The sequence below is a fragment of the Amycolatopsis sp. NPDC000009 genome, from assembly GCF_055563465.1.
This window is the reverse complement of sequence record NZ_JBVHDI010000001.1, coordinates 223,766-236,103: the sequence shown is the minus strand read 5'-3', so window position 1 is coordinate 236,103 and position 12,338 is coordinate 223,766. Positions and strand designations below refer to the sequence as shown.

The window sequence follows — 12,338 nt, the reverse complement described above, 5'->3', positions numbered from 1 at the left end:
AATCACTCCGTTGATACCGAATCGCACCCCAGGGGATACCCATGTCTACGTCATTGCCTATTTCCGTCACCCTCCGCCGACCCGCTCGACTGCTGACGCAAAACAGCGAGATGCGCCAGATCGGCGTGTGGAACTGGTCGCTGCCGGCTTGGGCCGGCCGCTTGGCCGACGGCCGTACCTACAACACCTGTCCCAGCGCTGGAATCTGCGCGCGAGCGTGCTATGCCCGGCACGGCACCTACACCTGGCCGGTCGTGCGCGCCAAGCACCAGGCGAACCTCATGTACGTCCTCGACGACCTGGCCGGCTGGCAGGCCGCGATGTTCGCCGAACTCGGCGCGGCGAAGTTCCGCGGCGCCTGGATCAGAATTCACGACAGCGGCGACTTCTTTTCCGACGCCTACCTTCAGGCATGGCTGGATATTTGCCGGGCTCGACCCGACACGAATTTCTACGCCTACACCAAAGAGGTATCGCGATTCCGGACGCTTGTCGAACCTGATCCGCCGCCGAATTTCCTGTGGGCCTACTCGTATGGCGGGACGCAGGATGCCGCGCTGAATCCCGCCATCGATCGGATCGCGGATGTGTTTCCCGACGAGTCCGCGATCGCCGAGGCGGGCTGGGCCTCGCAGGAAGCCAGCGACCTGCTCGCGGTCCTGGGCCCGCGGCTGGTCGGTGTGCCGGCCAACCGCATTCCCGCCTACCTCAAGCGGCTGGCCGGGCGCCGGTTCTCCGAGTGGCAAGCCGAGGTCGACGCCGAACGCGCCGCCCGCCGAGGCCGGCGGCACCTGCGGCTCGTCGTCGACAACACCCGCCTCGACCACAGCCGGCAGCCCACGGCCGAGGCCAGCCCGGCGCAGGCCGACCAGCCACGCGCCGCGTGACCGCAACTCGCGCCCGTCTCGCCGACCGCTTCCGTGGGGAGATTCCCGATGTCCTGGCCAATCACTGCCACACCCCTATCCGCCCTCGTTCCTCTGCGGGTCGAGCAGACCGCGGCCGTGCTTGCCTCACCGGTCGGCGACTACCTGCGTGACCCGCTCGGCGCGTTCCAGAACGTGCTGGCGCACCTGCGCGCCCTCGCCCTCATGTGGGGCCCGATCGTCGGGCCGGTGCTCGCGGTCGCCGTCACCGCCGCGGTCATCGCGCGCCGCCGGTGGCGCCGCCGCTACCACCAGCGCCTGGCCACCGATGCCCGAATGGTCACCGTGCTCGCGCCACCGACGGTCGACCCGTCCGGGGCGATCACCGTGTGGTCCAACCTGGTCGGCTTGCTGCGGCCGGGGTGGCTGCGCCGCTTCGGCGGGCAGCCGCACCTGGCCTTCGAGCTGACCTTCACCGACGACGGTGTGCAGATCCGCCTGTGGGTGCCTGGCCTGGTGCCGCCGGGCATGGTCGAACGCGCGATCGAGGCCGCCTGGCCCGGTGCGCACACTCGCACCACCCCCGCCAAGCCCCCGATCCCGACCACCGCAGCGGCGGGTCGGCGGGTCGAGGCTGTTGGTGGTGAGATGCGGTTGGCGCGCTCGGAGGCGCTGCCGATCCGCACCGAGCACCCGGCCGACCCGATCCGCGCGATGCTCGGCGCACCGGTCGGGCTCGGCCCGCACGAACGGGCCTGCGTGCAGATCCTTGTCCGCCCGGTCGCCGGTCACCGAGTGACCAAAGCCCGCCGCGCCGCGCGGCGGGTGCACGCGGGCGGGTCGGTCCACCTATTCGGCCGGCTGCTCGACGCCATCACACCGGGCAAGACCCCGAAGCCGTCGACCAGCACACGGACGCCGGGACTGGATCGTCAGACCAGCCTCGAGTACGCCGCCCAGGACCGCGCGGTCGTGGAGAAGCTGCGGGCGAACCAGTTCGAGACCCGCATCCGCTACGCCATCGCCAGCACCGTCCCCGAGGACGCCACCTCGGGGACGGTCCAGGCGGTGCGGGAGGTGCTGCGGGGCCGCGGGCACGCGATCGCCTCGGCGTTAGCCGCCTTCTCCGAGCACAACTACTACCGCCGAGTTCGGATCCGCCGCGACCCGGTCGCCGTGTTGGCCGAACGCCGGCTCGGCAAGGGCGACCTGCTTTCAATCCCGGAGCTGGCCGCGATCGCGCACCTGCCGATCGACGAAGCCGTACCCGGCCTGCAGCGGGCTGGCGCGAAGGCCGTGCCGCCCCCGCCAGGTATCGCCACGGTCGGCGAGCAGATCAAGCCGCTCGGACTGTCGGACTCCGGGCACTCCCGCCCGGTCGGCCTGCACGTCGCCGACGCCCGCCACCACCTGCACATCCTCGGCGCCACCGGTAGCGGCAAGTCGGAGCTGATGGCCCGGATGATCCTGGCCGACGCCGAGGTCGGCCGCGGCGTAGTCGTGGTCGATCCCAAGGGCGACCTCGTGTCGGACATCCTGATGCGCCTGCCCGAGGAGCTCGGCGAGAAGGTCGTGCTGTTCGACGCCGACTCCCGCGCCCGTCCGCCGATACTCAACCCGCTCGAGGGTGCAGACAAAGCCCGCGCCGTCGACAACCTGGTGTCGATCTTCTCCCGGATTTACGCCTCGTCGTGGGGGCCACGCACCGACGACATCCTGCGTGCCGGGCTGCTCACCCTGACCGCGATGCCCGGCACCCCGACGCTGGTCGACCTGCCCAAGCTGTTGACCGTGCCGGCGTTCCGGCAACGCGCCTGCGACCAGATCGACGACGAGGTCCTCAAGGGCTTCTGGTCCTGGTACGACGACCTGTCCGAAGCCAGCCGCGCACAAGTGATCGCGCCGCTGATGAACAAAATCCGCGGCTTCCTGCTGCGCCCGTTCGTCCGTGCCGCCATCGCAGGCGGCACGTCCACCGTGGACATGGACGAGGTGCTCAACACCGGCGGGATCTGCCTGGTGCGCATCGCCCGCGACGCGCTCGGCATGGAAACCGCGCGGCTGGTCGGCTCGATCGTCGTGGCCCGTACCTGGCAGGCCGCCACCCGCCGGGCCCGCGTCCCGCAGCGCCAACGTCGCGACTGTGGGCTGTACGTCGACGAGTGTCACAACTTCTTGAACTTGGCCTATCCGTTGGAGGACATGCTCGCCGAGGCACGTGGCTACCGGCTCTCCATGGCGTTGGCGCACCAGTACCTCGGACAGCTACCGAAGGAACTCGAAGAGGGCATCAGCACCAACGCCCGCAGCAAGATCTTCTTCAACGCCTCGCCCGAGGACGCCAAGCGGCTGGCCCGGCACACCATGCCGCGGCTGAGCGATCACGACCTGTCCAATCTCGGCGTGTACCACGTCGCCGCCCGGCTCGTCCTGGGCGGGGAGGAAGCCCCACCGTTCACCGCGGTCACCGAGAAGCTACCGCCCGCGATTCCCGGACGCGCCAAGGCAATCCGCAAAGCAGCCAGGGTCAACACACGCCCGCCCGTCACTGACGCCGACACCGCCGCAGGTGGAACCGGACAGCCCACCGTGGACCCGCGCCGTGCGGCATGACCCGTCGAACTCGTTCTCCCGCAACGCATGCGGGCTCACCTATCGCGCACGTTTCGCTCCGACGGTCCCCGCATGTGTTGCGGGATCGCCTTCCCCCATTCCGGCCAACGACTGGGAGAGCCTACCCATGATTTCGAATCCCACGCCTCAGCGGGCATTGCGCGGGCACATGCCCCAACGCCCCACGCCACGAGCGGCCACCACTGGGGAGCACCACGCCCAGCTCGCCGGACGGCTCACCCTCCGAGACCGCTGGCTCGCCCGGATGCTGAACGAGCACAAGGTCTTCACCACCCAGCAGATCGTCGAGCTCTGCTACCCGACCATGCGCGCGGCCAACCACCGCCTGCTCGACCTGTTCAAGTGGCGTGTCGTCGACCGCTTCCAGCCGTTCGTCAGCTCCGGCACCGCCCCGATGCATTACGTGCTCGACATCGCCGGAGCGGTCGCGCTCGCATACGAGGACGGTCTCGACCCCAAGCAACTCGGCTACCGCCACGAAGACGCCATCGGCACCGCCCACTCCCTGCGCCTCGCGCACACCGTGGGCGTCAACGGCTTCTTCACCACCCTCGTCGCACTCAGCCGACAGCCCGGCGCCCGCGGACGCCTGACAGCGTGGTGGTCCGAGCTGCGCTGCGGCCGGATCTTCGGCGACATGGTCCGCCCGGACGCCTACGGTCGCTGGCGCGAAGACGGCCACCAGATCGAGTTCTTCCTCGAATTCGACTTCGGCACCGAGGACCTCGGCAAGCTCGCCCGCAAGCTGCACGGCTACGAAAAGCTCGCCAGCGCAACGGGAATCACCACACCGATCCTGGTGTGGCTGCCCACCAACCGCCGCGAAACCACCGCACGCAGGGCGCTCGCCGACGCCCTGTCCCAGTTGGACCGCCCAGGGCGGGTGCCGGTGGCCACCAGCGCAGCGGACGTCGCGGGCGTGGCCAGCGAGAACAACCCCGCCGTCGCCCGCTGGCTGCCGATCTCCGGCCCCGCGTCGCGGCGGCCGGGCCGGCTGCGCCTCGCCGAGCTCGCACAGCTCTGGCCCTACGTCGACCCGCCCACTATGGCGCCGTCCTCGACCGCGGCCCAGGCCCAGCAGGTGCCCGCGGAACTCACCGCGCCGGACCCGCTCCCGCCACCCCTGCCCACCAGCCGCTTCCGGAGGTAACCCATGAAGATCGCCGTTGCCGCTGTCGCGGCCATCATCGCCGTCCCCATCCTCATCGGGGGTGTCAGCAAAGCCATCGTGAGCGCGCTGTTCGGCACCGGCAGTACCGAGCCGAGCCAGGCCGCGATCGCCGAGATCCCCCACGACTACCTCTCGCTCTACCGAGCCGCAGCCTCCGTGTGCCCAGGGCTGGACTGGACTATCCTCGCCGCGATCGGTGATGCGGAATCCAAGCACGGGCGCGGATCCGGTGAAGGCATCAAGGAAGGCGAGAATTACATGGGCGCCGGCGGCCCCATGCAGTTCCTGAAACCCACCTTCGACGGCGTGATCGCACGGCACACTATCCCGCCCGGTGGCTCGAACCCACCGTCGCGCTACAACCGGCACGACGCCATCTACGCCGCCGCGTTCTATCTTTGCGATTCCGGAGCGCAGAAGGACATCCGCAAGGCCCTGTTCGCTTACAACCACTCCCAGGAGTATGTCAACGGCGTTCTGGCACAAGCAAAACGGTACGGCACCACCACGGTCGGAACCGGCGACTGCAGCAAGATCCAGGCACCCAACTCAGCCGCGATCATGGCGATCAACTTCGCCTGCGGCCAACTCGGCCTGCCCTACGTCTGGGGCGGCAACGGACCAGCCGGCGGCCACGCCGGCTTCGACTGCTCCGGCCTCACCAAAGCCGCCTACAACGCCGCTGGCATCAACCTGCCCCGCACCGCGCAGACGCAGTACAACGCGGGACCACTGGTGCCCGTCGGCCAGCCACTGCTCCCCGGCGACCTGGTCTTCTACGGCACACCCGGCAACGTCCACCACGTCGGCCTCTACATTGGCGCCGGCAAGATGGTGCACGCCCCGACGTTCGGCGAGCCGGTCCAGGTCAGCAACTACCGCTGGAACGGGGACGACTACCTCGCGGCCAGCCGCCCCACCGGCGATGCTCGCGTCTAAAATGGACGTAGCTAGGCTGACCTTCTTCCTTCGGACGTTCAGGGTGACAGCCCAGCGGTTGCCCTGTCGGGCTCCGCTTCAACTCGGGGCGATCATGCAGTTTCAGTGGCGCGCTCGCGTAGCACGCTCAGAATGTCGGGCCGGTAGCGCGCCTTGATGCGGTGCTGGGTGCCCCCCTGCATCTCCTTGATGAGCTTCGCGACCTTTGTGGCTTCGTCAAACTCACCGCCTGCTGCGAAGAAGGCACGCAGCCAGGTGTCAGCGTCAAGCGGATAGCCGGCTGCGGTAAACACGCGCAGTAGCTGCACGACGGCATCCTTGCCGTTGCCACCCGACAGCCCGTTGTACTGCTCACCTACCCAGCACTTCGCGGCCTCAAGTTGCACGGCGTCTGGTGCTTCGAGTGCGGACCCGGTGTGCAGGTTCGTGGCGCCGACCCCGTCGAGCCAGGTGCGGACCATATCGTGCGGCGACCAAACGATGACGAACAGTCTCGCGACGGACTCCGTCGTGACGATCTCGCGCAGCAAGTCGCAATCCCGTTCCTTGTAGGGATGCAGGACGATGAGCGGACGGCTGATCGTCCTGTCGGTGCGTCGGAGCTCATTGAGGTCTGACAGGTCGATGACGTGCCGTTCGTCGGCGTCGTGGGCGACGAAGGTCATGAACTCACGGTCAGCGCTGTGGTCCGACTCGTACGTCTTCCGATCGGCCGTAGCGAAAACGTATGGCGGACTTCCGAGCCAGTCTTGGATCACAGCACTCTGCTGCCGCATCGCGGTGCCGTGCTGTCCCCAATCTTCTCGGACCATGTACGCGAGCTCGGTCATGGGGCCAGTCTGCCGCAAACCTCGGACTTAGCGTCCACGGCTGGCCGTGGCGTCCTCATCAACCCCACCGGCACTCTTGGCCCGATCGCCGACCTCCGGGTCGACCTGATCGGCACCTTCGGCCCAGGCGAACTTTCAGCTATTAGAAGGTATGTCTCAATTTGATCCCCCGCCGGGTGCCCCATTGATCGGCCGCGATCGCTACACATTCTGCGACAAGGGCGTCTAGGACGACCTCAATCTTGCGAACGTCATACGCCCCCTCAGACAAAGTCTCGGCCGTCAGGCTGCTGAAGGTTGTTACGATTCGTCGGCGGCGTCGCCTTCGAGGAGCTTGTACACGTTGCTGCGCTGCATCCCGACTTCCTTGGAGATCCTCAACCGGGGCACTCCTGCGGCGTCCGCGGCCAGCACGGCTTCACGCCGTTTCTTCCGCGCTTCTCGTTGCTTGGCGAGGAGGCTGTTGATCTTCGCTTCGAGTTCGGCTTGTTGGGTGCGGGCGTCGTCCAGTTCCTTCTTGATCCCCTCGACCTCGGCTCGGCAGGCGCGAAGCTGAAGGACTTCCTCGGGGTCGTTCATCAGGGAGCCTCTCTCGCAGAGGGTCACCGTCTTGCTTACGGTGAGCCTTCGTCGTCTCGTCGTGTCTATCACACATGTCTATCATTCCTGTGTCTAGGACATCTGGGGCCGGCGGGCGACCTCCGGTCCCGCCCGGAGTCGCCCGCCGGTTGCCTGCTCGGGGCTAGGTTGACGGCACGCCTGACTTGGGGTCTCCGAGCCAGGCGTGCCGGCCGACCTCCGCGAGTTCGGCCTTGCGGTGCTGCCAGTCGGGCATCCAGAGGTACATCCGCCGCTTCCAGGCGCGGCCATGAGCTGCCCCGCTGGGCTGGGTGGCATGGGCCTGTTCGTGGACGAGCACATACTCGATCGACCGGAGCGGCAGGCCGAACACGGCCCAGTGCAGCGTCGTCGTGTGCTTCGGCGGTCCCTCGTAGATGCCCCAGCGGCGCCGTCCGAGATCGCGAACCGCGTAGTTCAGGCCGGTGATGTGGCCATCCAGTTCGTACTGGCGTCCCTCGCGGCGCAACCAGGCGAGCCCGACCTGCTGGTACAGCCCTATCACTGCTCGGCGGACCAGCTCTGGTCGTTGTCTCCGAGTGGACAGGACGCCGTCGGACGTGATCACTGGCAGCTGTGCGGTGCCCGCGGGCGGGGCGTCGGCGAGCTTGAGCCGGTAGCGCCGGCCGAGCAGGTCGAACTCCTCGCCGTCGACGAATTCCTTGACCGCGTGATCCGGGGCCAGCTGCGTGGCGGTGTCGACCTTCTCGGTGATCCATCGACGATGGCTGCCGACAAACCGCGCGACCTGTTCCGGGGCGGCTGTCGGCGGGATCAGCACGGCGACAGCTCCTCCCGGATTGACCTGGATGCCGGTCTTGCGCCGTCGTGGACGGATGGCCACCTCGACCTGCCACTCGGGCGGCAGGTCGAGGGCGGCCAGAGCAGCCCGGAAGGCGTCAGGGTCGCTCATCGCACTCCCTCCTGGTAGTTGATGTGCTCGACTGAGCTGGCCACGGTGGCGGCGGCGGTGCGCAGCAGTTCGTTGACGCCCTTCGACGTCACGGAGTGGATCGGTCCCGGTACGCCGTAGACCCGGCGGCCGAGCTCGCCAGCGGCTCGGGCGACGGCGAGGGCGCCGCTGCGCTGCCCGGCCTCGACGATCAGGGTCGCCGCGGCGAGAGCAGCCAGCAGCCGGCACCGCGCGTGGAACCGGATGCGGGTCGGTCGTGTGCCGATCGGGTACTCGCTGACCAGCAACCCGCCCTGCTCGATCACCTCCCGGTAGAGCTGGGCGTGCTGGTGCGGATGGGTCCGGTCGACCCCGTTGGCGAGCACGACGATCGTCCTGCCGTCTGCGGCCAGTGCGCCGCGGTGCGCTGCTTCGTCAACGCCGAGGCTGCCGCCGCTGAGGACGGTAACCCCGGCACGGGCGAGGTCGTAACTGACGTTCCCCGCGACTGTGTTTCCGTGCTCCGTCGACGCGCGGGCGCCCGTGACGGTGACGGCGAGGTTGGTGAGCTCGGCCATAGAGCCGCTTCCGCGCACCCACAGCGCGAGCGGGGCGCCGAGGCCGGCCAGGGCGGTCAGCCGGCCGAGCGGCCAGTCGTGGTCTTCGGGCGTGAGCAGGCGCGCCGTGCCGCTGTCGAGGGCCCGCAGGTCGTCGTCGATCCGGGGATCAGGCCGGGTGACCTCGCTGAGCACGGCGGCGGGGGCGGTGCCGTGCCGGATCTGCGCGACGGCGTCAACCGTCCCGTGGACGGCGACGTAGTGGTGAATGGCGGCCGCGGGTGGTTCGGCCGCGCGCAGGAGAAACAGTCGGGCGTGCAATTCGTCGTGTGAAGGCATGGTTCAACTCCTCGATGGGTAGGGCTTCGCAGGTGCGGTTGACGGGGCGCGCCTAGGGCTCGGTGCGGTCGTGCAGCGGGATGGGCAAGCTGTGTCCGATCAGCTCGCGCCAGCGCCCATCACCGGTGTGGAGGTGCGCGCCGGAGGCCATGAACCACTTGCCGGACGGGGCGTCTGCCGGGCGTGCGACGTAGCGGCCGTACTGGAACAGCAGGTTGACACCCGGCGCGTCGTCGGAGGGTTCGGAGATCCGGGCGAAGGCGGGCAGCGTCTGCTCTTCCCCGACGCCGAGGATTGTCACGTAGCGGACGCGGGACGACAGGCCCTTGTTGGGGCAGTGGATCGGACCGGTCAAGATCTCCGCGCGCAGTCCTTTCCGGACAACCGGAACCTCGATGACGCCGTCCCCTACTTCGGGGATCTGGTCAAGTTCCGTGACGCCCCACGGCGTCTCGGTGTAGGGAGCCAGAAGCCGGTAGGCCGGGACGTAGTCGGCTCCATGGCGCACGGTCGCTGTGGCCTCGGCGGGCAGCCGGGTCAGTACCGTCTCGCGCAAGCGGCGCGTCCAATCGTGCGCCTCGCTGGTGTGCCAGCCGATCGTGCCGCTGGTCTGGTACTCGTAGCACTCCAGCAGGCACAGCACGGCGATCGGGTGCAGCGCGCGGTCGGTCACCGTCGCGACGTAGTCCGGCGGCTCTCCGTCCTCCTGTTCGACGTCGCGGTGAGGTTGGTGCTGCCGAAGCAGCACTTGGCCAACGGGGTTGAGATCGTCGAAGACGCCGGTCAGGCCGAATTGCAGTCCGGCGTTGACGAGTCCGTCGATGTGCGCAGGGTGCAGGTCGAACCGAGACATGGCGGTATCCCTTCAAGAGAACAGAGATTTCGATGAAGTGGTTCAGGCCGCGTTGCTGCGGCCTTGGCTTTCGATGAGCGCTTGCTGCACGACGGCGACGGCCGTGTCGACGCGGCGTTCCAGGCAGACCAGCGCCTGGTCGGTGTGGTCGGTCCAGGCGACGGCGAAGCTGTCGAGCTCCTTGTCCTGTGCCTGGGCGGGCGCGACCGTGTAGAACTCCTCCTGGGTCGGATAGATCCCGTCGCAACGTCTGCGGAGCCACAGCCGGCGGTGGGTATCTCGATCACCGCCGCGGACCGGCGCTCCGGTGATCTCCTCGTTCTTCGCCAGCGGGATGTCGACGAGCCGGCTGACGTCGGTCAGCGCGGTGTGGACAGTGCGGTGTCCACCGAGCAGGACGCCGTCCATGAATCGGGTCGCGTTGGCCGGCGCGTAGTAGAGCCGGCGCACGCGGTAGATCGCCCACGGCATCGTCTTCATCCGGGCGACGGCGAGGGCGATGGGCTCGGTCACCTGGTCACGGTGCAGTCGCGTGATGAGTGACTTGCCGGGCCCGAACAGTCCCGATCGGGGGTTGAGCGCCAGGCAGACGTACTCGTCGATGATGTGCTGTGCCGCTTCGGTTGGGAGTGCGGCGAATCGTGCGAGTTGCTCGGGCCAGCCGGATTTGTTGCCAGCGTACGGACAGTTTCTCGCCGCAGTTGTCGTGTCTAGCTGAGCTCGTGTCCCGTTCGGAGGGCGCGGCACCGTTTCACGGGGGACTTGGTGTGGGCAGCCATGTGTCTCTTTTACGGCCAGCTTCGTGTGGGATAGATCATGTCCGTCTCCGGGGGTAACGCTCGTGTCGCTGACTCGTGAAAATAGTGGCGCTGCGCAGTTCTACGAGACCGTGGTGGTTCGGAACTTGGCGAATCCGTTGACAGCTCGGGCGAGGAGTATTGCCGGGCACGGTCGGTGCTCATCTTCCTCAGCGGTTCGCGTGAGCCTGGTGTCATGAACCTCCAGCGGCGGGATACCCCCGGGTGTATAAGTGGGGTATGGCGAGGAATGCGCACCCTACGTCCATCCGGCGTTGGTCCGCGACTTGCTGAACGCTGCGAATGCCGTTCTTGTGGTGGTCGCACATCCTGATGATGAGTCGTTCGGGCTTGGTGCGGTGCTTGATCAGGTCGCCCGTGTGGACACTACGGTCACGGTGCTGTGTTTCACCCACGGCGAGGCTTCCACGCTGGGCGGTGACCATGACGACCTGGGCGCGCTGCGGGCCCGCGAGCTGGATGCGGCGGCAGAGGTGCTGGGTCTGCAGCGGACCGTCTTGCTCGACTATGCCGACGGGGGCCTGGCCGACATCCCGGTCGGCGACCTCGCCGCTCGCGTCCGTTCACTGGCGGCTGAGGTGGATCCGGTCTACCTGCTGGCGTTCGATCCCGGCGGTGTGACATCCCACCCCGATCACGTGCAGGCGACCGAAGTGGCCCTGGTCGCCGCCGGCGACCTGGACCTGCCGGTGCTGGGCTGAACACTACCGGTCCAGATCACCGATCAACTCAACGCGGAGTTCGGCACAGCCCTGGTCGGCACACCGCCCGAAGGAGTGGATCATGTACTTCCCGTATCCCGGGCACGGCAGCGACAGGCCATCCGCTGCCACCAAAGTCAGTCCGCCGAGAACCCACTGTTGCACCGGCGACTGGAGCTGCTCGGCGAGTCCGAACACCTCCGCCTGCTCCACACGGGCAAACTCCGGACAGCGCGCTGAGACGCCTCATGTCGGCGGCACGAACGTTGAGTTTGAGCGACGATTCACTCAGCTCGTCATGGCCACTCTGGACCCGGGTCTGCTGCTGGGTTCATCGGGTGGGCAGGGTGGCGGGAGCCACGATGGCGGTCACGGCGATGGCGGCAGCGATGACGAGGACGAGATAGGCGAACCCGCGGCGGACCGCGCGTTCAGGCAGATGGGTGGCCAGGCGCCCGGCGGCGAGCGCGGCGAGGATGGCGGCGCCGCCGAAAATCCCTGTGGTGGTCCAGTCCATGGGGGCGCCGGCGTGGGCGGCCAGTCCGGCGGCGGAGTTGATGACGATGATGACCAGTGAGGTGGCGACGGCCTGGGCGGCGTCCAGGCCGAGCAGCAGGGTCAGGGCGGGCACGATGAGAAATCCGCCGCCGACACCGAACAGCCCGGTCAGCACACCGACCACGGCGCCCGCGGCCAGGGCCTTGGGCAGACAGGCTCGCCAGTTCACGCGCCCGCTGCTGGTGCGGCACGCGCCGCTGCGGCTCGTGCGCTCGGTGAGCATCCGGACGGCGACGACCCCCATCAAAGCAGCGAAACCGAGCAACAGCACTCGCGGCGGCAGCAACCGGCCCAGCGCTGCGCCCCCGAAGGCGGCCGGGACACCGGCGGCCCCGAAGACCAAGGCGACCGGCCACCGCACGGTCCCGGTCCGTAGCCGCGGTACCACTGCCGCGGCGGAGGACACGCCGACGATCAGCAGGGAGGCGAGGATGGCCGATGCGAGGGGTTGTCCAGCGCCGTAGACGAGGGCGGGGACGGCGAGGATCGACCCGCCCGCGCCGAGCAGACCCAGCGCGAGCCCGATGAGCAGTCCGGCCAGGGCGGCGGCGATGAGCATCGG

The 12,338-nt window shown here is 68.3% G+C and carries 13 protein-coding genes; 5 read left to right on the top strand and 8 right to left on the bottom strand.

Annotated features, from left to right (window positions below; translation table 11 throughout):
* Positions 1-41 precede the first annotated feature (41 nt).
* The 4 genes from ACZ3HL_RS01300 to ACZ3HL_RS01285 all read left to right on the top strand — a co-directional run bounded on the left by ACZ3HL_RS01300 (position 42) and on the right by ACZ3HL_RS01285 (position 5,610).
* Complete coding sequence (locus ACZ3HL_RS01300) at positions 42-887, top strand: GP88 family protein (protein ID WP_465528043.1); 846 nt, start codon at positions 42-44, stop codon at positions 885-887.
* A 48-nt stretch (positions 888-935) separates the two neighbouring features.
* Positions 936-3,479 (top strand): DUF8128 domain-containing protein, encoded by a 2,544-nt coding sequence (locus tag ACZ3HL_RS01295; protein WP_465528041.1) that lies wholly within the window; start codon positions 936-938, stop codon positions 3,477-3,479.
* 127 nt (positions 3,480-3,606) lie between these two features.
* On the top strand, positions 3,607-4,650 hold the full coding sequence (locus ACZ3HL_RS01290; protein WP_465528039.1) for a replication-relaxation family protein: 1,044 nt from the start codon (positions 3,607-3,609) through the stop codon (positions 4,648-4,650).
* 3 nt (positions 4,651-4,653) lie between these two features.
* A complete protein-coding gene (locus ACZ3HL_RS01285; protein WP_465528037.1) occupies positions 4,654-5,610 on the top strand; it encodes a C40 family peptidase in 957 nt (318 codons plus the stop codon).
* Between the two features lie 92 nt (positions 5,611-5,702).
* On the opposite strand, the gene ACZ3HL_RS01280 is transcribed toward ACZ3HL_RS01285, so the two are convergent.
* From ACZ3HL_RS01280 to ACZ3HL_RS01255, 6 genes are all read right to left on the bottom strand, one after another.
* A complete protein-coding gene (locus ACZ3HL_RS01280; protein WP_465528035.1) occupies positions 5,703-6,440 on the bottom strand; it encodes a hypothetical protein in 738 nt (245 codons plus the stop codon).
* Positions 6,441-6,740: 300 nt separating this feature from the next.
* Complete coding sequence (locus ACZ3HL_RS01275; protein ID WP_465528033.1) at positions 6,741-7,019, bottom strand: hypothetical protein; 279 nt, start codon at positions 7,017-7,019, stop codon at positions 6,741-6,743.
* 163 nt (positions 7,020-7,182) lie between these two features.
* Complete coding sequence (locus ACZ3HL_RS01270; protein ID WP_465528031.1) at positions 7,183-7,971, bottom strand: M48 family metallopeptidase; 789 nt, start codon at positions 7,969-7,971, stop codon at positions 7,183-7,185.
* Positions 7,968-8,846 (bottom strand): DNA-processing protein DprA, encoded by an 879-nt coding sequence (locus tag ACZ3HL_RS01265; protein WP_465528029.1) that lies wholly within the window; start codon positions 8,844-8,846, stop codon positions 7,968-7,970. The genes ACZ3HL_RS01270 and ACZ3HL_RS01265 overlap by 4 nt, the downstream gene beginning before the upstream one ends.
* A gap of 52 nt (positions 8,847-8,898) precedes the next feature.
* The gene (locus ACZ3HL_RS01260) at positions 8,899-9,699 is read right to left on the bottom strand and encodes a hypothetical protein (RefSeq protein WP_465528027.1); all 801 of its coding nucleotides are present in this window, start codon (positions 9,697-9,699) and stop codon (positions 8,899-8,901) included.
* A 42-nt stretch (positions 9,700-9,741) separates the two neighbouring features.
* Positions 9,742-10,212: a hypothetical protein gene (locus tag ACZ3HL_RS01255; RefSeq protein ID WP_465528025.1), complete on the bottom strand. Its 471-nt coding sequence runs from the start codon at positions 10,210-10,212 to the stop codon at positions 9,742-9,744.
* 517 nt (positions 10,213-10,729) lie between these two features.
* Here ACZ3HL_RS01255 and ACZ3HL_RS01250 point away from each other — a divergent pair.
* The gene (locus ACZ3HL_RS01250; protein WP_465528023.1) at positions 10,730-11,218 is read left to right on the top strand and encodes a PIG-L deacetylase family protein; all 489 of its coding nucleotides are present in this window, start codon (positions 10,730-10,732) and stop codon (positions 11,216-11,218) included.
* A 3-nt stretch (positions 11,219-11,221) separates the two neighbouring features.
* Here the strand turns inward: ACZ3HL_RS01250 and ACZ3HL_RS01245 are convergent, their stop codons facing one another.
* Both ACZ3HL_RS01245 and ACZ3HL_RS01240 read right to left on the bottom strand, forming a co-directional pair.
* On the bottom strand, positions 11,222-11,431 hold the full coding sequence (locus tag ACZ3HL_RS01245; protein ID WP_465528022.1) for a hypothetical protein: 210 nt from the start codon (positions 11,429-11,431) through the stop codon (positions 11,222-11,224).
* 118 nt (positions 11,432-11,549) lie between these two features.
* Positions 11,550-12,335 (bottom strand): sulfite exporter TauE/SafE family protein, encoded by a 786-nt coding sequence (locus ACZ3HL_RS01240; protein ID WP_465528020.1) that lies wholly within the window; start codon positions 12,333-12,335, stop codon positions 11,550-11,552.
* Positions 12,336-12,338: the final 3 nt, after the last annotated feature.

What these genes read in the sequence shown, in the direction of transcription:
- ACZ3HL_RS01300 (WP_465528043.1), top strand. Translation starts at nt 42, where the DNA reads ATGTCTACGTCATTGCCTATTTCCGTCACCCTCCGCCGACCCGCTCGA.
- ACZ3HL_RS01275 (WP_465528033.1), bottom strand. Translation starts at nt 7,019, where the DNA reads ATGAACGACCCCGAGGAAGTCCTTCAGCTTCGCGCCTGCCGAGCCGAG.
- ACZ3HL_RS01285 (WP_465528037.1), top strand. Translation starts at nt 4,654, where the DNA reads ATGAAGATCGCCGTTGCCGCTGTCGCGGCCATCATCGCCGTCCCCATC.
- ACZ3HL_RS01270 (WP_465528031.1), bottom strand. Translation starts at nt 7,971, where the DNA reads ATGAGCGACCCTGACGCCTTCCGGGCTGCTCTGGCCGCCCTCGACCTG.
- ACZ3HL_RS01290 (WP_465528039.1), top strand. Translation starts at nt 3,607, where the DNA reads ATGATTTCGAATCCCACGCCTCAGCGGGCATTGCGCGGGCACATGCCC.
- ACZ3HL_RS01265 (WP_465528029.1), bottom strand. Translation starts at nt 8,846, where the DNA reads ATGCCTTCACACGACGAATTGCACGCCCGACTGTTTCTCCTGCGCGCG.
- ACZ3HL_RS01260 (WP_465528027.1), bottom strand. Translation starts at nt 9,699, where the DNA reads ATGTCTCGGTTCGACCTGCACCCTGCGCACATCGACGGACTCGTCAAC.
- ACZ3HL_RS01295 (WP_465528041.1), top strand. Translation starts at nt 936, where the DNA reads ATGTCCTGGCCAATCACTGCCACACCCCTATCCGCCCTCGTTCCTCTG.
- ACZ3HL_RS01240 (WP_465528020.1), bottom strand. Translation starts at nt 12,335, where the DNA reads ATGCTCATCGCCGCCGCCCTGGCCGGACTGCTCATCGGGCTCGCGCTG.
- ACZ3HL_RS01280 (WP_465528035.1), bottom strand. Translation starts at nt 6,440, where the DNA reads ATGACCGAGCTCGCGTACATGGTCCGAGAAGATTGGGGACAGCACGGC.